Below are 24,366 nucleotides of genomic sequence, written 5' to 3'. Positions count from 1 at the left end.
CAAAGTTTTTACCAAATTCATCCTGTTTTATATTATGATAGAAAAAGAGGTGAATAACATGATTGAAGCAATATTTTTAGACCGAGACGGAACGATTGGAGGCAGTAATGACATTCAATATCCAGGTGATTTTCAGCTGTTCCCCCAAGCAAAGCAAGCGATTAAAGACATAAAGAAACAAAACATTCCGCTGTTTTCCTTTACGAATCAGCCCGATGTTGCAAAAGGAAAGGTAAATAAATCACAGTTTATCTCTGAACTTTTAGCTTTTGGATTTGATGATGTTTACCTTTGTCCTCATGAAGATTCAGACGCCTGTTCGTGCCGCAAACCAAACCCCGGTATGCTGTTAAAAGCAGCGGAGGAGCACAGCTTAAATTTGGCTAACTGCATCGTGATTGGCGACCGGTGGAAAGACCTAGTAGCGGCCAGTGCAGCAGGCGCTCACTGCATTTTAGTGTTAACAGGTGCCGGGCATGACACGTTACATGAACGAGAAAAGTGGGCTGATGTACAACCAACTCTTATTGCAGCCGATATACAGGAAGCTGTTGAATTTATCTTTACGTCACTGAGTTCACAGCCGATACTACCGCATTCACATACTCGTTAAACAGCTGCTCATCCTGTAATAATTGTTCATACTGAGGAGTGGTGATTTCAAGCTGCAGTCCTTTATGCCGCTGATTGTCGTTGGCGATATTTCGAGGTGAAACGCCTTTTAAATGTACGGGCGTTTCACTGATCGGAAAATTCGAAAGTGCTTGACGCACCGCTTTTTCTAACTTTTCGTCTCTTCCTCCAATATAAGTTGTGCAGACATCGCTATAGGCACCGTGAAGAGAAATTGTGATCTCTGATTTTTTCACAAGATGACGCGCCATTTCTTCATCGTAGTTTGCAGACGTAACATGTAATTCAAACGGATTTTCTGTTTTCAGCGTTTTAAATACGTACACCGTTGCGTTCAGCTTTTCTGCTATTTTTTCCGCTACTTCTTCTGTCCCAATTTCCATCGTTCCTCCGTGAATCGCAAGCACGACAATTTCTCTCCGGCGAATGACACACTCTATTTCGTAATCGATTCCCGCTCGTTCACACTGAGATAATTCTTGAAAACTTTGATACACATCCCTCATCTGTTTCTTCACACCTTTCTTTTATCTTTCATATACCCAGGCTTTAATTTTCCTTTTTCTTCATATAGTAAAAGTAGTAAAGGGATTAACCCTTTGTTTACGCGTTCATTTTTGTTTTTATACTTTATATTTTAGTGTGCACAAAAATTTTTTTTGAAATTCGAAATAAAAGTATTGCCAAACAAACCGTCCAGACGGTAAAGTATTCTAGGGAAAATCAAAAAGGAGGAAATTCATGTGTCTACATATGATGATATATTGCTTGCGGCCACTCAGGTTGTGCAGCGTGACGGCGTTGGAAATTTGACGCTTGAAAAAGTAGCAAAAGAAGCCGGTGTTAGTAAGGGCGGCTTGTTGTACCACTTCTCATCAAAAGATGAATTGATTCAGCAAATGCTGTATTCAGTCACAAAGCAATATGATGACGGGCTACACGTGCAAATTGAACATGACAATTCTCCTGGCAAATGGAGCCGGGCTTATCTCGCTGAGACACTTCATGACCTTCAGCGTGAACAAGCGATGAGCGCAGGGTTGCTTGCAGGTATTGCAACGAATCCTGAACTTCTGCAGCACCTTCAAAAACACTACAAAAAGTGGCAGCACCATATTGAACAAGACGGTATTGACCCTGTCCTTGCTACCATTGTGCGCTTAGCAGCCGATGGATTATGGTTCAGCCAAATGTTTGGGCTCGCACCCGTAGATCCAGACATGCAAAAACAGATTCAACAACAACTTCGGAAATTAACAGAGGAGGGTTTTCGATGAAAGCCTATTTATTTTTAGCAATTGCAATTAGTTCAGAGTTATTTGGTACATCTATGTTAAAAGCATCAAACGGATTTACAAAATTTTGGCCTAGTCTTGGTGTTTTATTAGGATTTGGTCTTGCTTTCTATGCGCTTTCCACATCGCTTCAGCACATTCCGCTCAGCGTTGCATACGCCATTTGGTCTGGTGTAGGAACTGCTGTGACAGCTGTGATTGGTGTAGTCATTTGGAAAGAAAGCGGCAGTCTTACGATGGTATTTGGCATCGTATTAATCATTGCAGGAGTCATTCTTTTAAATTTAAAATCAGTGGCTCATTAAAAAAAGAGCCAGTAAATACTGACTCTTAAGCAAAGGAGGAAAATCGACTGTCTACTTATGAAAGTAGTATGTATCGTTTTCCTTTTTTTATACTCTTTTATAGATTAAACGGATCTAGGAATTTAACAGATGGATATTTGTCCTGGAACAAACGCCATACAAAATCGTTTTCAAACATAAGAACAGCATGCTTATCACGATCTTCTACTAGCATCACGCGAGAATCTAGCATGCGATCTTCAATTGTTGCTTTGTCTACCCATTTTGCAATGTTGTGAGACATGCGTGTGAATTCAAGATCGACATTGTACTCACCTTTCATACGATGTTCAAATACTTGGAACTGAAGTTCACCGACTGCTCCTAAAATATAATCTCCAAAGAACGGCGTACGGTAAAGCTGTACCGCCCCTTCTTGTACAAGCTGATTAATTCCTTTTTCAAAGTGCTTGGATTTCATTGCGTTTTTCGCACGAACTTTTACAAACAGTTCAGGCGGGAACTTTGGAAGAGCGTCGAATTCGAATACTTTTCCCTCTCCTACAATGGTATCGCCAATTTGATACGTACCTGAGTCATACAAGCCAATGATATCCCCTGGATACGCTGTGTCTACTGTTTCACGGCTTGAGGCCAAGAACTGATGAGACTGCGCTAGCTTCATTTTGCGGTTCGTTCTTGCTAATGTTACGTTCATTCCACGCTCGAATTTTCCTGAACATACGCGTACGAACGCAATGCGGTCGCGGTGAGCTGGGTTCATGTTCGCTTGAATTTTAAAGATGAAACCTGAGAAGTTTTCATCGGTAGGCTGAACGGTGCCATTCGTTGATTCACGAGGCTGCGGCGGTGATGTTAATTGTAAAAATGAATTAAAGAAAGACTGTACGCCGAAGTTCGCAATCGCACTTCCGAAGAAAACAGGCGTTAATAAGCCTTGCTTTACTTTTTCAATTGAAAAATCATTACCTGCTTCGTCTAATAGAGATAAATCATCCACTAAGCCTGGTAAATACATTTCATCGACGTGTTTTTTAATTTCATCGTCGATATTTTCACCGTCAAAGTCTGCAAAATAAGACTCTTTGTTTCCTTGATACACTTCAATTTGCTTTGAAAAACGGTCATACGTTCCTTGGAATCGTTTCCCCATGCCAATTGGCCACGTTACAGGGTATGATTCGATACCAAGTACATCTTCAATTTCTTCAAGCAGCTCAAGCGGCTCTTTTCCTTCACGGTCTAATTTATTGATAAACGTTAGGATGGGAATACCGCGCATACGACAAACTTTAAAAAGCTTAAGCGTTTGTGCTTCAATTCCTTTTGTTCCGTCAATAACCATGACCGCACTGTCTACAGCTGTTAAGGTACGATACGTATCCTCACTGAAGTCTTCGTGTCCTGGTGTATCCAAGATGTTAATAAAGTGATCTTTATACTCAAACTGCATAACACTTGATGTAACTGAAATTCCACGTTGTTTTTCAATTTCCATCCAGTCAGATGTAGCAAACTTGCCTGATTTTTTTCCTTTAACCGTTCCGGCTGAACGAATCATTCCGCCCAGTAACAGCATTTTTTCTGTTAACGTTGTTTTCCCGGCATCCGGGTGAGAAATGATGGCGAATGTACGACGTGAATCGACCATCGTTTCTTGAAGTTGGTTGTTCATACGTTTTAAAATCCTTTCTGCTCTACAATTCCTATTTTCATCATTTCATTATACGCTTTTTTTATACTGCGTGACTAGTTTTTTTCATATTTGAATACTTCTGCAAAATCAAAGAAATCGTCAACAAGGTGTAAAAAGCGAACAAGAAAAGACCCCTTTTATAAAAGGGGCCTTCTCCCAGTTTAGTTTAACGAACGACCAGAGAAACGTTCTGCTGATCGGATTAAACTTTATAAAAAAAATTACTTTTGAACGTTAGCAGCTTGTGGTCCACGGTTGCCTTCAACGATTTCAAATGTAACTTCTTGACCTTCTTCTAAAGTTTTGAAACCTTCGCCTTGGATAGCAGAGAAATGAACGAATACATCGTCTTGTCCTTCTACTTCGATAAAACCGAAACCTTTTTCAGCGTTGAACCATTTTACTTTACCTTGTAACATATCTCTTTTCCTCCTTGTGTGACAATCCACACATTGTGTATTACTCTATTCCTGCTCTTACAATAAGTCAAGACGAACACTTCGAACTATCCTTACCGAACAAAAATAAGCACCTTTATTGTAACAAATCCTCAAAAAAATTTCAAAGGAATTTGCACATTCTTTTTGTTTGCTTCTATCCCTTACCTACAGCCTTTCTACCCCTTTTTAAGCTGCCGAATGTGAACGCATTAGCCGCCCTTCTTCTTGATGTTTTTTCTTGTATAACGATCCTTTAAATGGATAACGCTATAGAGATAGATACTCTTTCTATTTATGAGAAAGCAGGTGACATCACAACCTATGGAAGACATTCTCATGTCCCTTCTTAGGACCTTTGTTTCTTTTATTATTTTAAGCATTACAACTTTCCTGATTGGAAAACAAATTAACACGCATAATAATCATTTTACATTTGCGATGTCCATCATTATTGGGTCGTTCATCGCAAATATGGGATTTGATTTAAAATTAAAATTTCTGCCGATGTTCGCTTCTTTTGCTTTTCTTGTAGCCATTCATTTTCTTTTAGCATCAACAGCTCTAAAAAGCAGGCGCTTGCGAAAATGGATTACAGGACGCCCGACGGTTATTATGGAAAAAGGAAAGCTGCTTGAAGCAAATATGAAAAAAGTCAAATATTCTATTGACGACTTGAATCAGCATTTACGAGAACTAGGAACGTTCAATATTGCTGAAGTAGAATTTGCTGTTTTAGAAGTAAGCGGAAAACTGTCGGTGTTAAAGAAAACTGCTTATCAAAACATTGCCAAACAGGACGTTTTGTCTAAGCCGTTTAAAGAAATGAGTTTACCGGTAGAACTCATCATGGATGGAGAAATCATTCATAAAAATTTAACATCTCAATATACCGAACAGTGGATCAACCTTGAGCTTTCAAATCGTCAGCTTCAGTTGAACCAAGTGCTGTATGCAGTTGTGTCAACAAACGGCATGCTCTATGTAGATGAGTATAAAGATAAGCTATCCGCTCCTACAGACAGAGAATAAGATTGAGACATAACTAAACGAGCTTGATTCTCCATAAAGAATCAAACTCGTTCGGATAAAATACGTTTGTCCCAGTTTTACTGTGCCAGCTCTTCAACGGTTCCTTCTTTTAAGCCGTAGTAGTTCCGTTCAAATCGCTTTATTTCTTGATCATAGCGGCGTACTTTCGCATCGGCTAGCTGGCGGCTTTGTTTTGTTTCTTCAAGCAGCTCGACCTGCTGATTAACTTGAAAAATCGTCGTCGTCAGCTCGTCTTGATAATCATAAATTTCATTTTGAATATCCACGCATACGGGCAAGCGATTTGCTAAAATAAAGTCCGTCATTTGCATAAGCACTTTTTTACGCTCTACTTCTTTCACTTTGCTTTTGACAGCTCGTTCTGCAGAACGGAACGTCAGCCTTACTTTAGAGAAAAAGTCACCTTTAATCGAAAGCTTGCGCTGCAGTTCTTCTACATCCTGTTTTAATGATTCATGCTCTTCAATCATTTTTTGAAGAACAAGTCCTCCGTTTAATGATGTGAGGTTCATTTCATCAAGCTGATGGCGAATGGCTGTTTTGAGCGTTTCAATTTGTTTCACCGTTTTTTTCTCCGTAGCGCGGAGCTGCTTAACATACTGCTCTGTCTTATAAATAAAGTTGTCTAACCGTTCACGGTCAAACAGTGACTGCTCTTTCTTTTTTACATAATCTTGATACGTTGTGTGTACAGATGACCACTTGATCAATAGAGACTGATAATTCAACAGCTCATCCTGATGCTCAAGCTTGTACGTCCACATCAGCTGAACAACTACTAATAACAGCGGTAAAAACGTTCCAGCTTCTTTGCGTTTTGCAATAATTTCATGACTTTCAAAGCTGGCCATTAAAAAAAGCGGCGCATTCATACTAAATAGGAGTGCTGGCGGGTAATTAACGGGAATAAAGATACTCATTACGGTTGCCAAAAGGCCTGAAATAGCAGGGTATGCGTGCGGAGGAAGCTGTTTGTATAGCTCGATTGTCCCTTTTTTTTGCAGCAATTTCACAAGCGCTGCCTGCTGATGTTCTCCTAATACATCAATCATTCTTTCTTGATACATGGGAGGAAGCTGCTCAATCCAATTCATTAGCTGCTGCTGAAACACAGCTTGCTGACGATTTGTAGCAATCATGTATTGCGAATCGATTAGATGAAAGAACAGTCGGATTTGATGGCGCATTACGTCTTCTAGCGTATGACAGCGTGCAATTGAAAACAGCTCATTGTATTTAGACACAAGCAAATTTCCAATGTTATCGCTTAACTCGTACAGCTCGCCGTTTGTTGTAGCATGAGAAACCGGAAGTTCAAAAAACTTCGCCATTTCAAGCAAAATATGCAGATGCATGTCTACTTCAGGCTGTTTTTCAAGCAATTTCATTTCTTCTACCAATGATGCTTGAAAATCCGTATGCTCCGTTTGCTGATACTGTGCTGACATTTCCGTATAAATGCGGTGGTCACATAACACATAAGCAGCTCTTAGGATATCGCCTTTAGACGTAAGCAACCCATACAATAACTGTTGTCCGTTCATCTTCACACCGTCCTTCATTAAATTTTCTTACTATAGCTTTCTATCATTTTATACTTTTTCTATAAATTCGATGCAATAGTTCAAATTTCCTGTTATCTTTCTTCTTGTTTCCTTAATACAAAAAGTGCCGTCCAACATGACATCAGCGCAGGCGGAATGGTCCAGGTCATATATCGCCACTCACCGGTCACAAGCGCCATAATGAGAAAGATGAGCGGAAAACCTATTAGTACTATGATAACACGTGCTCGGCTTACCGATTTTTTCATCGTGCATCGCCCCTTCTGTTCGTCCCTTATTCTTATAATACCCTTTCGCTTCTCTAGCATTAAACACCTTTATAAACCGTTCGTACATTTCTCTGTTTTCTAGACAGTCTATGACATAAGTTTTAAAAAAGAACAGAGGATACCTCTTACTTTGGTGAATCTCGTAAGCAGCTTTTATGTTTTGACAAGCTAAATCGAGAAAAATGTGTTATGGTAAAAGAAAATTTCGTTTTTACTACCTACATTGAAACGAAAGGGTTGATCGTATGAACATTTTTTTGATTGGCGCAAGCGGCAGGACCGGACAGGAAGTAATCAAGCAAGCGATTAAAAACGGACATTATGTAAAAGCTTTTGTGCGAAATCCATCTAAACTTAAGGTAACGCATGCGAATGTACACATCATACAAGGCGACGTGCTTGATTATTATGAAGTGTGTCAGGCTATGCGAGGGTGTGATGCAGTCATTTCTTGTCTGGGAACCGAAAATCTAGGGCATTCTACCCTTTTAGTAGAAACGACAAATCTGCTGATTCAATGTATGAAGGAAAACGGAATTCAGCGTATCGCCTACACGGCTTCAGCCGGAATCGACGGAGAAATTCCAGGCATGACGGGGTGGCTTGCTCAGCGTATTTTAAAAAATGTGCTTCGCGACCATCACGAAGCCGTGAAGCTCTTGAAGGTAAGCGGACTCGACTGGACCGTTGCTCGGCCAATGGGTCTAACTAGCGGTCCGTTAACCACGTATTATCGTATAGGAGAAGCTAGCATACCAGAAAACGGACGCAACATCAGCCGTTCTGATGTCGCTCATTTTCTCCTTCAAGCCTTAGAAAACAACAGACACATAAAAAAATCACTAAGTCTTTCGTATTAAGTGTTCTAAAGGAGTGTTGATAGTGAACCTATCAAAAATTTTTCTAAAAATAAGTCTTGTACTTTTAATGGCATGCGTCTTTATTGAAGGTAATTTTCAAGTGGCGCTTGGCATCTTTGCTGCTGTTTGCATGCTTGTCATCATTTTTGCGAAGCCTCTTTCAAAATCGCTGCTTCCTGCTAATAAAAAAACAGGAAAAAAAGACCGCGAAACATTAATGATGGTCATTGGTGTCATCATTTTTATTTCAGGAAGCTTTTTTATTGCGTAGTAGCATTATAATCATCCACATTTTTAATCATATAAAGGGCTGTGCTGTAAGTCGAATATTCGCCTTATGACGCAGCCCTTTTTAGCTTTCATGGGGTTTCTTTCAGCAATAGCTTCTGTACCATTCCATTATTTAAGCAAATTACCTGCCAAACCCTCTTATGCTTTTTTTCATCAACTCACATAATAGATGTAGAAGATATCGTAAGACAAGCGTCAAAAGAAAGAGGAGGAAGATAAATGAAATGCCCCCATTGCGCTTATTCTAATTCGGAAGGGGTAAAATTCTGCTTAAATTGCGGCCATGAAATCGTGGACCCCGATGAAAACTACAGCATATTCTACTTGTTTGCCCATCGTGTTGATAAAATTCCAAGAAATGAACGTTCGGTTGAACCTAAATTTCGAAATATATTCTCTCGAGTCTTCCGACAGCACAGTGAAATGGAAGCTGAACGGCTTTTTATTGTAGGAACAGGGCTTACGACTCCCAAAATAGAAGAGGTTGTAAATACATGGCCAAAGCCTTGGCTTTTTGCAAGGGTCTTTCTTATTGCGCTTGTCGCATACTTAGGACTATATCTAGGCGTAAGCTTATTCGAAAACATCAACTTTATACCCGGTCTTATTGTAGTCGGTGCTTTTGCAGTGCCATTTACTACGCTTATTTTCTTTTGGGAAATGAACGCTCCGCAGAATATTGCTATTTACAAAATTGTTTATGTCGTTTTCATTGGCGGAATCCTTTCACTTTTATTAGCACTTGTGTTTTATGATATTCTTGGAAATAACACAAACGTGATCGTGATTGGAATATGCGAGGAACTGGCTAAAGTTATCGCGGTTATTTATTTTGTGCGCAATCTTAAATATAGATATATCCTTAACGGACTCCTTTTGGGAGCTGCAATAGGAGCTGGTTTTGCTGCTTTTGAAACCGCTGGCTATGCTTTACGGGCACTTCTTTCCGGCAGCTTTCACATGCTTTATTCTACAATACTTTGGCGCAGTATTTTTGCTCCTGGAGGACATGTGGCTTGGGCTGCCTTGACTGGCGCTGCCATCTGCATCGTGCAAGGAGATAAGAAATTTCAGTGGAACATGTTGATAAAGCCCAAATTTCTCGGTGTATTTTTGCTTGTCGTTTTTATGCACGCTCTTTGGGACTCACCTATACTAGGTATTTTCCCAGCGGGACATACGATTTTAACGGTTATATTATGGATTTTGGTATTCAGTATGATTCGTATTGGGCTAAAAGAAATCGCGGATAAAAAGCTGGAGTTGACCTATTACAAAGAAAAGCCTACACCCTCATAGGAAATATTCAGCGTACGTTAAGCTGCTCGTTTTAACTTTTTGTTACCTTTATGTTTCATTTTAAAAATTGTTGTTACAAATTGTAAAAAACAGTATTCAAATTACCTGGACATGGTATGATAACCTAAATAACATGAAAGGGTGACTTGGTGGATGAACCTAACTGAAATTAAGCATATGATAGCAAATTTAGTAAATTATAGAGATAGCGACATTACTCATACTCTTGCCAATAGGTTTACACTAAGTTATTCAAAACAATTAAACAGTTTTCAAATCTGCGATGTTGAAAACGATATCATTTATCGTTATGAAGAATCAGAAACAACTGCGTTAGCTCTGTTTAACATGATCCATACTCTTCCCAAGACCATTTACAGACATACTAATTCGTTTGAACAAGTTTAAAGCAGGCAAAAAAGCTCATTTATTAACTAACATGAGCTTTTTTCTAGTTTTTGTCTATTTCAGTTATTTATAACCTTCTTCAAAAGAAGAATATCCTTTTTAATTGCCCGTCTAATTTCTTCAGCTTTACAGCGTTTGTATTCTTGTACTAAGCGATAGAGCTCTCTTTTAAATAAAAATTCATCTTGTTGACTACTCATAGCAGCATGCCCCTTATTAACTTTCTATCGCAAGCGATTAAAGAAAGTATTCCCTTTTCTTCTTATAAAAAACAAGTAAATTCACAAATAGATGTAAAACAACCTCTTATCCCGAGTTTATGTAAACGGTGGTATGTTCTTGCATTTAGAGGAATGACAGCTGAAGAAACATAAAAAAACATTGACTACTAGCTCTCAGTCAATGTTTTTTATTTGCTTTAACTCTAATTCACTAAAGCTAATTTGCATACTTTTATGCGTTCATGTCTCCAAGACCTGGAGCGTGTTCATTTGGCATTTCAGATAAGTGAGGAACGGGAAAAGCTTCCGGTGGAGGCGTTACGCTCAAGCCTCCGCCATTTCTGCTTGGCGTCTGCCCTTGGAATATTTCTCCCATTCGGTGCGGATCTAACCTAAAATCAAATTGTGTGTTATGATAGCCCATTTCGACAAATTTTCTGCATTCAGGATATTTGTTAATATCGTAATTTGGTATAGGGAAGAGTTTTCCCCAATCTACTCCTAATGTTTCGAGTGCTTTAGCGAATGCATTTTGATGAGCATTATCGCGAACAATTAAGAAGCCCAGCGTTTCTCTTAACGTCTGGTTAGAACTCATTTCGTATATTCTTGTTTTTTGTAATACACCGGTTGATTCTAATACAACGTTATTGAGCAAATCAGCCGCTAGATTTCCGTGATTGTAAACCCATGAGCCGTTCCATGGATTTCCGCCCGCATCCACTGGCAGTGAGCTTTGAGCCCCCATGATATAGTGATGAGGATTAGCGTGTTTTACAGCTTCATCAAGAGGAGCCTGATCTGAACCTTGACTTCCTACCCCAGCTCCGCCAGATTCATCTAACAATGCATTAATGGTATTTTGAACGAGTTCTACGTGAGCTATTTCTTCTAAAAAAACGCCTTTCATTAAATCTCGGTACTGCGTTTCTTTTCCTCTGAAGTTAGAGCTTTGGAAGAAATATTGCATCATCGTTCGCATTTCACCAAACTGACCGCCTAAGGCTTCTTGCAGTACCTTCGCGGCCGCAGGATCGGGCTTATCCGGTTTAATGCCATTAATTAATCCTTCTTTGTAATAGTACATATCAAACACTCCTTTTATTGACATTGCTTGTTTTTTGAACTAACTTATGTAGATTTTTGTCCGCTATAGGATTTTCACTTACAGCATCTATTGCTTTTCTTCTTAACATATTTTAACGTGCCCTCTTTCAAACATGTGCACATGACTACTGTTTCCATATGCGACCTTTTTATTCTGGGTAGTTAAAAGACAACTTCATTGAAACACGTGGATAGCACCCTTTGTTATAAGCAAAAAACTGCTCGTAGCGGTCTTTTTACAGTCAGGGAACCCTGAATACTTTAAATGCAAAAAAAAAAAAAGAGCTGGTCAAACCCAGCTCTTTTTTTCTATTACTTCTCTATCCCTGCTTTGATTTCTTTAATCATGCCTGCCATTGACTCAAGGCCTCCTCCAGATAAATACCAAAGACCTGGATCAAGATACACAACGTGATTGTTTTTCACTGCATTGACTTCTTTTACGTACTCATTTTCAACAATTTGTTTAGCAGATGATTTTTCACCAATTGCTGCGCCGCGGTCAACCACGAATAAGTAGTCCGGGTTTTGCTTAACTAAATATTCATATGCAATGCTTTGACCGTGCTTAGCCGATGGATCTAGGCTGTCGTCTGCTTCTTTGATACCAAATACATCATGAATTAATCCGTATTTAGACCCTGGACCAAACGCTGTCATTTTGCTGTCATTTGCCATCATTACAAGCGCTTTTTTATCTAGTTTGTCCGCTTGTTTTTTCAAATCTGCAATTTGCTTATCAATTGCTGCTAGCTCTTTTTTCGCTTGATCTTCTTTATCAAAAATTTGTCCTAGTACTTTTGTGTTTTCTTTAAATGACTTCATATAGTGCTGGTTGTCCGTATCGATATAGATCGTCGGCGCAATTTTTGAAAATTCATCAAATGAATCTGCTTGGCGGCCTTGAATAATAATTAAGTCTGGCTTTAGTTCTGCAATCTTTTCGAAATCAGGTTCTTTTAAGCCCCCTACATTCGCATACTTATCATCTTGATACTTTGATAAATACTCAGGAATCGCTTGTTTTGGTAAGCCTGCTACTTCAACCCCTAGTTTATCTAGTGTATCAAGTGCACCCATGCTGAATACTACAACTTTTTTAGGATTTTTCTTAATTTTAATTCCGTCTTTATTGAACTGATCGGTTACTGTTACCGTCTCTTTTTGCTTACTTTCTCCACCTGTTGTTTCTTTTGCTCCTTGATTACCGCAAGCGGCCACAACAATCGCCGTTAAGACTGCTACAAACATTACTAACACTTTTTTCACTTTTGTCACCTCATGAATAAATTTTATGAAAAATAAACGCAAATACGCTGTCCGCCAACCGTTTCGATTGGAATATCCATATCGTATATATCCTTTAATACAGATGTTTGAATGATGGTTTCTGTTGGGCCTTCACGGATCACTTCACCGTTTTTAAGCGCCACGATGTAATCCGAATAGACAGACGCAAAATTAATATCGTGAATGACAATCACAATGGTTTTGCCTAAGTCTTCTACGAGACGTTTCAACAGCTTCATAATTTCAACAGAATGCTTCATATCTAAGTTATTGAGCGGTTCATCTAAGAAGATATACTCTGTGTCCTGTGCGATGACCATAGCGATAAAAGCTCGCTGACACTGTCCTCCGCTCAGTTCATCTAAGTATTTATCTTGAATACTTTCAAGCTTCATATAACTCAGCGCCTGATCAACCGCTTGTTCATCGCTTTTTGTTAACCGGCCTTTTGAATAAGGAAACCGGCCAAAATTTACGAGTTCACGTACGCTAAGTCTGATATTCAGCTGATTGGACTGTTTTAAAATGCTCATTTTTTTGGCTAAATCCGAGCTTTCAATATTCTCTATATTTTTTCCTTCTATTGATATTGATCCTGAGTCGGCTTTAATAAGACGGCTCATAATGGAAAGCAGCGTACTTTTCCCCGCTCCGTTTGGGCCGATAAATGACGTGATTTTCCCTTTTGGAATCACCACAGATGTTTTTTCTAAAACGGTTTTTTCTCCGTATTTTTTACTGACATTTGTTACTTCTACCATGATCTATTCTCCTTTAGCAGCAAATAAATAAAGTAAATTCCGCCGGCAAAGTCAATGATGACGCTCAGCGTGGTGCTGAAGGTGAACACTTTTTCAACAATAAATTCTCCTCCGACGAGGGCTATAACACTAAGCAGCAGTGATCCCATCATTAGATAGGTGTGCTTGTACGTTTTGAACAGCTCTCTCGCAAGGTTCACAACAAGCAGTCCAAGAAAGGTAATCGGCCCAACTAAAGCTGTGGCCACTGAGACAAAAATGGCGATCACAATCAGCATTTTTTTGACAAGCCTGTCATAATCAATACCTAAATTTACCGCATGTTCTCTTCCTAACGACAGAACATCAAAAATGGAGGTAAAACGCCATACGTAAATGCCAAGCAGGATAAAAATAACCGCTGCTATGTATAGTAAATCAGTATTGATATTGTTAAAGCTTGCAAATGATTTATCTTGTACAATTTGAAATTCATTCGGATCAATCAGCATTTCCATAAATGAAGACATGCTTTTAAATAACGTGCCGAACACAATTCCAACCAGTAAAATAAAGAAAATATTCTTACCGGCTTTTTTGAACATCAGTATGTAAAGCAAGACCGAAAAGATAATCATCAGCGAAACGCAAAGAAGAAAGTTAAGATTTTTGTTCATGATGACAATATTCGTCGAGCCAAAGATGTACACAATAAATGTTTGCAGAAATAAATACAGTGAATCCAGTCCTAGAATACTAGGAGTTAGAATTCGATTATTGGTAATCGTTTGAAAGATAACGGATGAAAACGCAATTGCTCCTCCGGTTAAAACAATCGCAGCGACTTTTTCAATTCTTCGCGGCAGCGTGTACTGCCAGTAGCCTAAATCGTAGCTGATAAACAGCGCAGCCGACAAAATAGCCAGCGCGGCGAGAATAATAATTTTATATTTGTTATGCATAACGACCTCTCCTTATCAGCATAAAAAGAAAGATCGCACTTCCTATTACACCGACCATTAACCCAATAGAAACTTCATAAGGGAAAATAATGACTCTGCCTAAAATATCGCACGCCAGTACGAACACAGCTCCAAGCACCGCTGTATGAGGCAGGCTTTTTCGCAAATGATCTCCACGGTAAATCGATACGATATTTGGGATGATTAATCCTAAAAAAGGCAGCATGCCAACGGTCAAAATCGTAATCGACGTAATAAGCGAAACAATGACTAATCCAATGTTTACGATTTGTTTGTATTTCACGCCTAAATTGATTGAAAAGCTTTCTCCCATACCAGCAACCGTGAACTTATCTGCGTAAAGATAAGCAATTATTAAGAGCGGTATACTCAGGTATAAAAGTTCATATCGCCCTTTGACTACTAGCGAAAAGTCGCCTTGCAGCCATGAAGAAAGGTTTTGAATCAAATCGTATTTGTAAGCGATGAAGGTAGCTAGGGAACTTACGATACTGCCGAGCATTAAACCAACTAGTGGAATATAAATCGTATCGTTAAATTTAATTCTGTCTAGTATTCTCATAAACAATAGATTGCCCGCAAGTGAGAAAATGAAAGCAATGCTCATTTTTAATAGAGGACTTGCTGAAGCAAATACTAGTAGAGAAATCAACACACCAAGTCTTGCCCAGTCCATCGTTCCTGCAGTTGTTGGAGAGACAAACTTATTTCGCGTAATTTGCTGCATAATTAATCCGCAAATACTAAGGCTCATTCCCGCCATAATAATACTCAAAAGCCTAGGAAAACGACTAAAAAACAGCGTTTGGCTTTCTTCTTTTGTTAAATGAAACAGATCCATCGCTGACAGGTCTTGTACTCCTACAAAAAGAGACGAAACCGCTAGTACAGCAAACACAAGAATTAACTGATAAAACTTCAACTTTCCTTGCTCCTTTCTTTCATCTAGAAGTCTAGTTATCTCCTCCTCTATATCATATGTAAATGATTATCATTATCAATTGACTACCCCTATAATACCATTATTCTCTAAATAATCAATGGTTTTCTTAAAATTAAAGCAAAAAAATGCCTTAACAGATGGATCTGTTAAGGCATTTTAAGGTTCAATTAAACTTAAAAAGAGCTATTTCTCTCTTCATACATAAGAGATTAAAACATACCTAACTCGCCCTCATTTAAAGACGAATAATAGGAATAAATGATCTGGACTGCTTGTTTCACCGCTGTTGATTTCCGTGCAAGGCCTCGCTTTCCACGGGCGGCCGATAAGCCTCCTCTTTGCATGGGCTCCTGCGGGGTCTCATTTGTTCCGTTTTCTCCCCAGGAGTCTTCTCCTTACCCTCCAATCAACAGCTAGAAGTACCTCTACATATACGACACCTACGTTCACCATAACAAAAAAATCCAAACTATCAATATTAATAGTTTGGATTTTACTTTAACCAAGATACTTTTGTAGCAGACTCTTTGTATGAATATTACATATATATGAAATATATGTTTATATTTGAAAGAAATCTACTTATTTTGCAAATACATGGTTTCCGATAACTGCCGTTACTTGCTGCGTTGCAACCCATTGGCTTTCAGCGATTTTCGGATTATAGAAAAACAGCGCATCGTTTTCATGAGGGTTTGATAATGCTTCGCTTACCGCTCGTTTTGATTCTTCTGATGCAGGTTGATTAATTGCTCCGTTTGCTACTGGCGAAAATTGATATACGCCGTTTCCTAGCTGCTGATAAATAACGTCGTGAATGCTATTTGGGAATTCCGGTGAAGCTACACGGTTTAATACCACAATTGCTACCGCTACTTTTCCTTGGTACGGCTCACCTTTTGCTTCTGCCTCTACTAATCTAGCTAGTAAATCTTGATCTTGTGCAGAAACCGATGTAGACGGAGCAGTTTGTGCCGGCGCCGGTGCTTCTCCTTGAAGTTTTAATGTTTGTCCGATGGTAATAATATCACTTTGTAAACCGTTAACAGCTTTTAACTGATCCACAGTCATGCCGTTTTGTGTTGCAATATGATATAATGTTTCACCTTGTGCTACTGTATGTACAGATGTTGCCGGACTAGCGGCAGATTGTGCTTGTCCTTGGTCAGGAATCGTTAATGTTTCTCCAACGTAAATCATGTCGTTTTGGCGGTTATTAGCGCCTTTCAGCTCATCTACCGTAACCCCATTTTGTTGGCCAAGCCCCCACAAGGTATCTCCTTTTACGACTTTGTGCGAAGCTGCTGCTGATGCTGTTCCTTGACTTGCTAGAAATGCTACAGACGCTGCAGAAGCAACTGCCCATTTTTTTACACGTTTTTTACTCACAAAAACTACCTCCTAAAATTTGAACCTGTTATTACCTTAGCACATAGATTCGCCTTTTCATTAAAAAAAACAGTAACATTTGTTCTAATTGGATTAAGTTTCTTACAGTGCCATTCATTATGTTACAACTTTTACATGACCCTTAAAGAATATGTAGAAATATGACGATTTCATTGCGAAACGAGCTTTTTATCTGTTTACTTACATTCCTCTTTCTGTAAAAAACTTGATTTAATTATGATTAATCGCAGAGATAAAAAGGAAAACAGCAGTCAAATAGAGAAATAGTGTAACTATTGAGGAATGATTCAGCGCTTCTTTGTCAATTTACGTTTGTTTATTAATAAAGGAGGTCTATTTGGATGTGTGCAAATAAAATGTATGTAACGTATAATACGGAAAAACCGGCTATTACGATTCAAGGAGCTTTTTATCATACGGGGGGAACGCAGGAAGAGTTTTTGCGGGAATTCAAGTACTGGCTTGAATCTCACGGCTGGTCATTTATGGGCGTAACAAATGAAACGACCATGACAACGGCGAACAAAGAGTTAAAAGAAACGATGGAACAGCATAAAATAGAAGGCAAAAAAGTTCAAAGACTAGAAGATTTATAACGATTGCTTCTATGACCCTTCACACATGTCCAAACGCCAATACGTAAAAAAGCCTTTAGATGAGCTAAAGGCTTTTTTACATTAACGAGAAAGTGCGACCACCTTCTGATTTTCTACTCTCTCTTCAACAGGCTTTCTCATTTCTTTTTCCGTCCATACGCCAATGCGTTTTTGTCTTTTCCCAAGAGGCTGTTTTTCACATGCATAGCAAATTTCTGAAATATCATCAAAATGAGCTAACGACATCTTTATCCCTCCTTTTCTAAATATACACAGGCAAGTTAGTATGCTTCTTCCCTTATTTTCCAAAGCTAAACTGCTTCATCTTATATTTAAACAATTTATAAACAAACGGAATAAATAATTTCTACTTCATTATCATTTAGATTGTTTTATTTGGATATAGACGGGTAAACAAAAACTACCCCACCTCACACCCTGAAGTTTGAAACTGTCACATAAAAAAGCGGCTTTATCTTAGATAAAGCCGCTTTTTTATGTTTTTTTTCTAGAATCTATAGAGCCTCTCAGAAAACGATCAACTCTATTTTTAACGATGCTCTCCTATTCCAAATACTTCTGCCACGTGACTTTCTAATTTATGCTTGTAGTGATCAATGTTTGGATGTTTAACTACATCGTGAATAGAGTATGTTGGAAGTGGACTCATACCGACGTACTGATTCATTTTATGCAAATGCATAATGGCTTCGTCTAAACTTTTTCCTTCATAGAAAGCTTCGTCATTGTTAAAAATCGCCTCCGGCGCATTCCATGTAAGAGAAAACATGTATTGTTTCCCCGTTAATAAGCCGCCTCGCCCGTATTGATTGGAACCTTTAAAGAAAATGTTATCCATATACACGCAATCAATATATTGCTTAAACTTTCCGGGAATACTGAACCAGTAAATAGGCGTCTGCATAATCACAACATCAGCCCATAGCCACTTTTCAATTTCTTCTTCTACTTCGTAGCCTTTATCAACCACCGTTGTTTTAATGTCAAATTGATCAGCGAGTAAATGCTGCATTTCATTAAAAATCGTCTGATTTTACTCCCCTTTTGACTTTTTATAATACTCGTGTCCATTAATGATTAATACGTTTTTCATGCTGGCCTGCTCCTTTCCAAAATCCTTACTTCTTTATCTTCATATATCTGTGTACCCATAAAAACTGCTTATCTATCAGTACTACCTCTCACTTTGAAGTAACATAAGGTCTAATTTACTGATTCCTTAGAAGATGTTTAACTTGTATAAAGCAAATCGTTTTTTTAAAATCAGTTCTTTTAACCCAATAAAAAAAGCTGGCGAATTAAATTTCGCCAGCCTTTTTCCCTTTTTTTATTTCGGTTCGCCCACTTCATTTAATGGATAGTAGCGAAACTGCACTTTTCCGATCACTGATTTTTGTGGAATGAAGCCAAATGCTCGTCCATCATGACTTACAGGACGGTTGTCACCCATTACAAACAGTGAATTTTTCGGCACTTTCACTTTGCCATCAGTTGCGGGCAGCGTTTGAAGCGTAAAATCTTCCGTGAATTTTTCATTAGGTGCAAGAGATTTTTTAGATTCTTTTAAATACGGCTCTTTATAAGCTTTTCCGTTAATATACAGAACGTCGTTTTTCATTTCTACCGTATCTCCTGGCAGTCCAATTACACGTTTAATATAATTTTCATCTGCATCCGGTGCATGAAATACAATCATATCAAAGCGATCAACATCACTGATTTTATTTAAAATAACGCGATTTGAATCTTCAAACGTTGGATACATCGATTCACCGTGAACCGTAGTTGGCGCAAATAAAAAATGGCGAACTCCCACTACAATAACCAATGCAATAACAATGGACTTAATCCATGAAAACACTTCTTTTTTTACGTTATTTTTGCTCATTTCAAAACATCCCTTACGTCAAAATATACTTTCATCATAGCATCAAATAGAGGGAAAGTATAATAATAACCGAATAATCTTATTTATTACTCACCGTTTGTCACTGTGCCTTGATGGAAAAACAAGAGCCACTTTTCTTCTCTTTTTCGCCAAATAGAACTGCGAAGCGTCTTTTTTTCTGCCGTATGGTTCATAAGATGATAGGTAGTTAATACACAGTCAGGAGACAATACGTCTACATGAAAATGAGAGATCTCAAATACATCTGGCGAAAGTACATGATTGTTATTGTAATCTTCTCGTTTCCATACCCTGCCCGAGCTGCCAAACTCCACGTAATCATCTGCAAGAATGTTTGAAAGCTCTTTAGCAGAGGTTCGTATCTCTGATTTTAAGTGGCTGCATTCTAACTCATAAAATGTTCGGGTGATATTCGCTTTTTCCACTTTCACAGTCTCCTCTCATTCTTTCTTACATTCATTATAAAGGAATACTGCCATTTTCCTTTAAACAAACAATACTCCTATCTCAAATAGATAGGAGTATTGTTTGTCTAGCTAACGCCATAGCCTCTCTTCTTACCCGCAATCCAATCGCTAATCATTTTCACGACAATTCCCATGACGAATACGGTAAGAAATGAATAAAACATCGACCAGTTCAGCAATTGGTACAAGTACAGCGCTTTGAATATCGGAATACCTATAAAAGCAATAACGGCAGACGTAATAATATGTGCGATAAAGAAAAATTTCCATTTGCTGAAAAATTGGTAGACGAGTGCGATACTTACCGGAATAATAGCAAAGTCAACCGTATTGAAGCGATCTGTAAACGGCAGCATCTGGTGAGGATAGCACCACAGGTTAAAAAATTTCCCGAATTCATCTACTAAACCGACTATGTCAAAGCTGATAAAAAAAACGAGAAGCATAAAAAAGAGGCGCTGTCTATCAATAAAAAAGTAAAAAAGTAGCAGAAAAAGAGCATTTATCACTACTATGAGCCACCATTGAAAACTAAAAAGATCTTGATGAACCCAATAAGAAAATTCCTTTTTGTTTAAGACTTGTTGCATCATTTTAATCATTTCAAACATAGAAATCCCTCCTATCTTAGCAAGTCTTTCCATGAGGGTTTCACTTCATACTAAAATAAAGCATCGCACACAGTGCTTTTGCACCTCCTCCTTCTTCAAAAGCAGATTGTACCTATTTAGCGATTTCTATCTGTCTAGTAAATTTTTTTCGCAGGAGCATTACTTTTCATCTCAGAACCTATTGACTATTATTTTCATTTCATACAAAATTAACAATTGTGCATGGTTTACATGTTAATACGAGCAAAAAGATACTGTTTTGCAACATTAAAAAGGAGGAACAACATGAACATCGGTACGATTAAAAGAGAAGCTAAAGCTTCTTTAAAGAATCGCTGGGGACTTGCGATTCTACTGACAGTGGTGACGTACGGAGTATATACGCTTCTGCCTATTCCATTTGAAATTGTGGCAAGCGGCGGCTATGACAATTGGATGAAAGATGAATCTGATTCCGCTTCATGGATTTCAACTGCCTTTGCTATTGTCTTCTCGCCTCTTCTGATGGCGAACTACTGGGCATTTTTAGGTCTAGCACGAGGTGAATCTGTTCGATTGGGGCACTTGTTTAAAACATTCCAAGACTTTGGCCTTTATGTAAAGTCATTAGGAATTTATGTACTTATGACTCTTTATGTGATGCTGTGGTCACTGCTTTTACTGATTCCTGGAATTATTAAAGCACTGGCATATTCACAAACGTACTATATTTGTAAAGACAATCCTACTTACTCGATGAATCAAGCGATTACAGAAAGCCGTAGGTTGATGAATGGTTATAAAGGACAGTACTTCCTGCTGCTGCTAAGCTTTCTTGGCTGGTTTTTATTAAGTATTATTACAGTAGGAATCGGCTTTTTATGGTCTATTCCATACCTTTCTGCTTCACTTGCTCGTTTTTATGAAAATTTGTTAAACGAACGTTCATCGCATGCTGAATAATAAAAAAATCCTCTTCATCGTGAAGAGGATTTTTTTATAAGAACACGGTTTGCATAAGTGAAGCTCTTATGTCATAAAGCTTACTAAGAGTATAGAAGAAAGGCAGGGGCTTATATGTATACTACAAGTGAGATATGTCAGCAGTTTGGCCAGATTTTAAACGCTAAAAGCAAAGTTAGTCCAACAGGATGCTCAGTGTCGCTTAAAAGAAGCTTCCAGGCTTCTGTTCAAGGGCGGAAAAGCAGCTCTGTCATTCCTGTTGGCGTATCATTTGAGGCGATAGACGCGCAGGGAAACGCGTTAAACTTGGCTGAGATTGCTATTTTACAAGAAGAAATCCCTCGTTTTACAGAAGCTGCTGCGCGGCAAGGTCTTATCGTAAGCGCTTTGCATAACCATTGGCTTTTTACAGAACCCGTCCTTATGTATCTTCATATTCAATCTGTAGAGCCTCCTTTGCATTTTGCAAAAAAAATGTCTTTTTGTTTTACAACGCTCAAGAGTCTTCCCGTTCCGGCAAAGGAATAATTTATTAAACACGTCTCTTGGGTACATTAGAGAGGTGAGAGATGTTTTTTACACCTATAGATTACTAATATAGCTAAAGGAAACCTCCTTACCTTTTAAGTCATTAACAAAAGGGAGCTATGTATTGTTGAGAAGCTGCATAAAAACAAAAGCCCAGCACTTTCCTATAAGTGCTGGGCTTTTGTTTTACCTATTTTCCCGTATATCTTTTTCAATTTTCCGCAATGCTTTTTTTGATCCTCGCTGCAGATCGTGCTGCTCTTTTCGATCTTTATAGCTAATAAATAAAGAATCGAGGTCATAGCCTTCGGGATATAATTCAGCAGCTTTGATTTCAAGAGCTACTCGCTTAACGGTTACTTCAATTAACTCATTTTGATAGAGTACGACTATAGTGTTTGTGTTGTCTTTAGACTTATAAACAATCGCATGATTTTCATAATCTAACAGTTTGACTCGATCTCCTATTTGGTATTCAACACGGTCTTTGTTCTTTTCCTTCAAAACAGTTGGTTTTTTTATTTTATTTTCTCTGACAACTTCTGTATCATACGATTTGCTTTCCATATAGAACTTTGCTTTTTGTAAAATCTCTTCTTCTACCTTCATCTTCTTTGAAATCCAGAGCGCATTGCTTTCTCCAGATGTGCCAATTAACAGCTGATACAGCGGTTCTAATGTTTTACTGTTGAACTGCATCGCGGCATTCATAAAGTCAGGATGAATTTCTGAGAAACGCTTAATTTCTCCGTAATGCGTAGTCGCGACCGTTATGCAGCCCATATGATAAAACTTTTCTAAGATCGCAATCGCAAGTGCAGCTCCTTCATTCGGTTCGGTGCCGCTCCCAATTTCATCGAATAGGAGCAGCGTATTGTTCGTTGCTTTTTGCAAAATAGCCGATATATTTTTCATGTGTGAGGAAAAGGTACTCAGCGCATTTTCAATACTTTGGTTGTCGCCGATATCGACAAAAATATGTTCAAACAATGCAATTTCTGTTCCTTCCTCAGCTGTAATATGAAATCCTAACATTGTAGCGAGTGTCAGTAGCCCAATCGTTTTTAAGACAACGGTTTTTCCTCCTGCGTTAGGTCCCGTAATAATTAAGCTTCGATAATTCTCGCCAATTTCGAAGTGAAGCGGAACAATTTTACCAGTTAACAGCGGGTGATATGCGCCTTTTAAATGAATATATCCATAATCATTAATTTTAGGTTCGATTCCGTCTGCCTGTTTACTGTATTTTGCTTTGGCAAACACCATGTCGTATTGGCTAATTAGCTCTAAATTAATATGAATATCAGCTAGCTTCTCTAACACTAAACCTGTTAAAGACGCTAAAATTTGATATTCTTCTACCTCTTCTTCTGCTTTCAAAATTGCTAGTTCCGCATTCAGCTTTGTAATAGATGCCGGCTCTATGAACACTGTTGACCCTTTAGAAGATGTTTCAACAATCGTTCCTCCAACATGATTTTTATAGGATGCCTTGATCGGAATCGTATAGCGGTCTCCTTTTTTACTAATGAAGAAGTCTTGAATATACTCTTTGTTTTTACCGTTTCGTAAAAATTTCGCAAGCTGCTCTGAAATTTTAGCTTCCGTTCCTTCTATATGTCTTCTGATACGTTTGAGCTCTTTGCTTGCCGCAGCGTCTACTTTTCCAGCTTTGATCGCAAAATTAATTTCCTCTTCTATACTTGTCAGTTCTTTCATCGAATGGGCATAGGAACTTAAGAGCGAAGCAAAAAATTCTTTATCGACCATATATTGTTTTACTTTTCTGCAGCCTTTTAAAAAATCGGATACTCGCATTAGCTCTTCAGGCTCTAAAATCATGCCTTTTTCAAGCTTTTCGATGACTCTTCCTATACCTGAGACACCTGACAGGGGAAGTGATTTCTCAGCATCTAGAAGTCTTCGTGCTTCCGTTGTTTCTTTAAGTCGGTTTTTTACTGTTTTAAGAGATGTGCTCGGCTGAAGTTTATCCATTAATTGTTTTCCCAGCTCACTTACGCAGTGAGCTTTTACGATTTCTTTTAATTGATGATACTGCAATTTTTCAAATGTCATCGTATTCATGGTTTTTCTCCTCACTATGATTTGTCATCACATATGAAGATACCTATTTATTAGAAGGCAATGAAAAAGGTAAACAAAAAAAGCTGTGGTGATCCCACAGCTTTTTGCGTTCATAAGGTGTCTAAACACATATCACGAAAGAAAGCTCTGTAAAAACAGACGCCTTTTTCGCGACAAATGCCGAACCCTTTATAAAGCATTGTAGGTATCTTCATAGGCAGTGAAATAAATCCATAGGCAAATAAAGGGTACCTTTACTCTCAAAAAAATACCCGTCTTGCTTATTTAATTTATTTCATTCAATTGTTCCTAGTTAGATACTACTCCGCTCATAAAAGCACCTCATCTATATTTTAGTTTTCATTGGCTTCTAATTTACACTCTTATCATACTATATGAAAA

The 24,366-nt window shown here is 38.3% G+C and carries 28 protein-coding genes and 1 pseudogene; 10 read left to right on the top strand and 19 right to left on the bottom strand.

Translation table 11 applies throughout. The features are described 5' to 3' along the window. Positions 1-58: 58 nt before the first annotated feature. On the top strand, positions 59-613 hold the full coding sequence (locus ACH0CI_RS08315) for an HAD-IIIA family hydrolase (protein ID WP_335387671.1): 555 nt from the start codon (positions 59-61) through the stop codon (positions 611-613). Here ACH0CI_RS08315 and ACH0CI_RS08310 read toward each other — a convergent pair. Then, the gene (locus tag ACH0CI_RS08310) at positions 564-1,139 is read right to left on the bottom strand and encodes a poly-gamma-glutamate hydrolase family protein (protein WP_335387669.1); all 576 of its coding nucleotides are present in this window, start codon (positions 1,137-1,139) and stop codon (positions 564-566) included. The two genes, ACH0CI_RS08315 and ACH0CI_RS08310, sit on opposite strands and share 50 nt — an antisense overlap. A gap of 237 nt (positions 1,140-1,376) precedes the next feature. On the opposite strand from ACH0CI_RS08310, the gene ACH0CI_RS08305 reads away from it, so the two are divergent. Further along, the gene (locus tag ACH0CI_RS08305) at positions 1,377-1,910 is read left to right on the top strand and encodes a TetR/AcrR family transcriptional regulator (RefSeq protein WP_406901248.1); all 534 of its coding nucleotides are present in this window, start codon (positions 1,377-1,379) and stop codon (positions 1,908-1,910) included. Beyond that, a complete protein-coding gene (locus ACH0CI_RS08300; RefSeq protein WP_013057875.1) occupies positions 1,907-2,233 on the top strand; it encodes a DMT family transporter in 327 nt (108 codons plus the stop codon). Before ACH0CI_RS08305 ends, ACH0CI_RS08300 begins: the two co-directional genes overlap by 4 nt. A gap of 97 nt (positions 2,234-2,330) precedes the next feature. Here the strand turns inward: ACH0CI_RS08300 and ACH0CI_RS08295 are convergent, their stop codons facing one another. Together ACH0CI_RS08295 and cspD are read right to left on the bottom strand one after the other, a co-directional pair. After that, complete coding sequence (locus ACH0CI_RS08295) at positions 2,331-3,908, bottom strand: peptide chain release factor 3 (protein WP_310883943.1); 1,578 nt, start codon at positions 3,906-3,908, stop codon at positions 2,331-2,333. Positions 3,909-4,150: 242 nt separating this feature from the next. Continuing rightward, complete coding sequence (cspD, locus tag ACH0CI_RS08290; RefSeq protein WP_013057877.1) at positions 4,151-4,348, bottom strand: cold-shock protein CspD; 198 nt, start codon at positions 4,346-4,348, stop codon at positions 4,151-4,153. 327 nt (positions 4,349-4,675) lie between these two features. Here cspD and ACH0CI_RS08285 point away from each other — a divergent pair, with 327 nt between their 5' ends. After that, positions 4,676-5,398: a DUF421 domain-containing protein gene (locus ACH0CI_RS08285; RefSeq protein WP_406901247.1), complete on the top strand. Its 723-nt coding sequence runs from the start codon at positions 4,676-4,678 to the stop codon at positions 5,396-5,398. A gap of 77 nt (positions 5,399-5,475) precedes the next feature. Here the strand turns inward: ACH0CI_RS08285 and ACH0CI_RS08280 are convergent, their stop codons facing one another. After that, positions 5,476-6,963 (bottom strand): hypothetical protein, encoded by a 1,488-nt coding sequence (locus ACH0CI_RS08280; protein ID WP_335387664.1) that lies wholly within the window; start codon positions 6,961-6,963, stop codon positions 5,476-5,478. 92 nt (positions 6,964-7,055) lie between these two features. Then, the gene (locus ACH0CI_RS08275; RefSeq protein ID WP_016764823.1) at positions 7,056-7,232 is read right to left on the bottom strand and encodes a hypothetical protein; all 177 of its coding nucleotides are present in this window, start codon (positions 7,230-7,232) and stop codon (positions 7,056-7,058) included. A 266-nt stretch (positions 7,233-7,498) separates the two neighbouring features. On the opposite strand from ACH0CI_RS08275, the gene ACH0CI_RS08270 reads away from it, so the two are divergent. The 3 genes from ACH0CI_RS08270 (at position 7,499) to ACH0CI_RS08260 (ending at position 9,703) form a co-directional block, all read left to right on the top strand. Next, positions 7,499-8,113, top strand: coding sequence for an NAD(P)-dependent oxidoreductase (locus ACH0CI_RS08270; protein ID WP_406901246.1), 615 nt, complete (start codon positions 7,499-7,501; stop codon positions 8,111-8,113). Positions 8,114-8,135: 22 nt separating this feature from the next. Beyond that, positions 8,136-8,384 (top strand): hypothetical protein, encoded by a 249-nt coding sequence (locus ACH0CI_RS08265; RefSeq protein ID WP_033580533.1) that lies wholly within the window; start codon positions 8,136-8,138, stop codon positions 8,382-8,384. 239 nt (positions 8,385-8,623) lie between these two features. Beyond that, complete coding sequence (locus ACH0CI_RS08260; RefSeq protein ID WP_406901245.1) at positions 8,624-9,703, top strand: PrsW family intramembrane metalloprotease; 1,080 nt, start codon at positions 8,624-8,626, stop codon at positions 9,701-9,703. Positions 9,704-10,170: 467 nt separating this feature from the next. On the opposite strand, the gene ACH0CI_RS08255 is transcribed toward ACH0CI_RS08260, so the two are convergent. The 8 genes from ACH0CI_RS08255 to ACH0CI_RS08220 form a co-directional block, all read right to left on the bottom strand. Continuing rightward, positions 10,171-10,311, bottom strand: coding sequence for a hypothetical protein (locus tag ACH0CI_RS08255; protein ID WP_176343797.1), 141 nt, complete (start codon positions 10,309-10,311; stop codon positions 10,171-10,173). Positions 10,312-10,564: 253 nt separating this feature from the next. Further along, a complete protein-coding gene (locus tag ACH0CI_RS08250; protein WP_335387654.1) occupies positions 10,565-11,419 on the bottom strand; it encodes a manganese catalase family protein in 855 nt (284 codons plus the stop codon). Between the two features lie 332 nt (positions 11,420-11,751). Further along, positions 11,752-12,708 (bottom strand): siderophore ABC transporter substrate-binding protein, encoded by a 957-nt coding sequence (locus tag ACH0CI_RS08245; protein ID WP_406901244.1) that lies wholly within the window; start codon positions 12,706-12,708, stop codon positions 11,752-11,754. A 23-nt stretch (positions 12,709-12,731) separates the two neighbouring features. Then, entirely contained in the window at positions 12,732-13,490 is a 759-nt protein-coding gene (locus ACH0CI_RS08240) for an iron ABC transporter ATP-binding protein (RefSeq protein WP_335387652.1), read from the bottom strand. Then, the gene (locus tag ACH0CI_RS08235; protein WP_335387649.1) at positions 13,484-14,431 is read right to left on the bottom strand and encodes an iron chelate uptake ABC transporter family permease subunit; all 948 of its coding nucleotides are present in this window, start codon (positions 14,429-14,431) and stop codon (positions 13,484-13,486) included. The genes ACH0CI_RS08240 and ACH0CI_RS08235 overlap by 7 nt, the downstream gene beginning before the upstream one ends. Further along, on the bottom strand, positions 14,424-15,374 hold the full coding sequence (locus tag ACH0CI_RS08230) for an ABC transporter permease (RefSeq protein ID WP_028414467.1): 951 nt from the start codon (positions 15,372-15,374) through the stop codon (positions 14,424-14,426). The genes ACH0CI_RS08235 and ACH0CI_RS08230 overlap by 8 nt, the downstream gene beginning before the upstream one ends. A gap of 230 nt (positions 15,375-15,604) precedes the next feature. Beyond that, a complete protein-coding gene (locus ACH0CI_RS08225; protein ID WP_255219778.1) occupies positions 15,605-15,739 on the bottom strand; it encodes a hypothetical protein in 135 nt (44 codons plus the stop codon). A gap of 238 nt (positions 15,740-15,977) precedes the next feature. Beyond that, the gene (locus ACH0CI_RS08220; RefSeq protein WP_028414468.1) at positions 15,978-16,784 is read right to left on the bottom strand and encodes a cell wall hydrolase; all 807 of its coding nucleotides are present in this window, start codon (positions 16,782-16,784) and stop codon (positions 15,978-15,980) included. A gap of 362 nt (positions 16,785-17,146) precedes the next feature. Here ACH0CI_RS08220 and ACH0CI_RS08215 point away from each other — a divergent pair, with 362 nt between their 5' ends. Then, the gene (locus ACH0CI_RS08215; RefSeq protein ID WP_013057893.1) at positions 17,147-17,401 is read left to right on the top strand and encodes a hypothetical protein; all 255 of its coding nucleotides are present in this window, start codon (positions 17,147-17,149) and stop codon (positions 17,399-17,401) included. 81 nt (positions 17,402-17,482) lie between these two features. On the opposite strand, the gene ACH0CI_RS08210 is transcribed toward ACH0CI_RS08215, so the two are convergent. The 5 genes and pseudogenes from ACH0CI_RS08210 to ACH0CI_RS08190 form a co-directional block, all read right to left on the bottom strand. Next, on the bottom strand, positions 17,483-17,647 hold the full coding sequence (locus tag ACH0CI_RS08210; RefSeq protein WP_013057894.1) for a hypothetical protein: 165 nt from the start codon (positions 17,645-17,647) through the stop codon (positions 17,483-17,485). A 304-nt stretch (positions 17,648-17,951) separates the two neighbouring features. Next, positions 17,952-18,515 (bottom strand): annotated as a pseudogene (locus tag ACH0CI_RS08205) (NAD(P)H-dependent oxidoreductase). A 234-nt stretch (positions 18,516-18,749) separates the two neighbouring features. After that, positions 18,750-19,310: a signal peptidase I gene (lepB, locus tag ACH0CI_RS08200; RefSeq protein ID WP_025751067.1), complete on the bottom strand. Its 561-nt coding sequence runs from the start codon at positions 19,308-19,310 to the stop codon at positions 18,750-18,752. An 86-nt stretch (positions 19,311-19,396) separates the two neighbouring features. After that, positions 19,397-19,756 carry a nuclear transport factor 2 family protein gene (locus ACH0CI_RS08195; protein ID WP_406901243.1) on the bottom strand — a complete coding sequence of 120 codons (360 nt, stop codon included), beginning with the start codon at positions 19,754-19,756 and terminating at the stop codon, positions 19,397-19,399. 107 nt (positions 19,757-19,863) lie between these two features. Continuing rightward, positions 19,864-20,409 carry a CBO0543 family protein gene (locus ACH0CI_RS08190; RefSeq protein ID WP_335707575.1) on the bottom strand — a complete coding sequence of 182 codons (546 nt, stop codon included), beginning with the start codon at positions 20,407-20,409 and terminating at the stop codon, positions 19,864-19,866. A 285-nt stretch (positions 20,410-20,694) separates the two neighbouring features. Here ACH0CI_RS08190 and ACH0CI_RS08185 point away from each other — a divergent pair, with 285 nt between their 5' ends. Together ACH0CI_RS08185 and ACH0CI_RS08180 are read left to right on the top strand one after the other, a co-directional pair. Beyond that, positions 20,695-21,351, top strand: a complete 657-nt coding sequence (locus tag ACH0CI_RS08185) for a DUF975 family protein (protein ID WP_028414473.1) — start codon at positions 20,695-20,697, stop codon at positions 21,349-21,351. 114 nt (positions 21,352-21,465) lie between these two features. Then, a complete protein-coding gene (locus tag ACH0CI_RS08180) occupies positions 21,466-21,879 on the top strand; it encodes a DUF1259 domain-containing protein (protein ID WP_406901242.1) in 414 nt (137 codons plus the stop codon). Between the two features lie 186 nt (positions 21,880-22,065). Here ACH0CI_RS08180 and ACH0CI_RS08175 read toward each other — a convergent pair whose 3' ends face one another. Next, positions 22,066-23,964: an endonuclease MutS2 gene (locus tag ACH0CI_RS08175; protein WP_406901241.1), complete on the bottom strand. Its 1,899-nt coding sequence runs from the start codon at positions 23,962-23,964 to the stop codon at positions 22,066-22,068. Between the last annotated feature and the right edge of the window lie 402 nt (positions 23,965-24,366).

It is taken from the genome of Priestia sp. 179-F W1.4 NHS, assembly GCF_045369295.1.
GTDB lineage: Bacteria > Bacillota > Bacilli > Bacillales > Bacillaceae_H > Priestia > Priestia zanthoxyli.
The sequence above is the reverse complement of the archived record's forward strand: the minus strand, read 5'-3'. Positions and strand labels throughout refer to the sequence as shown.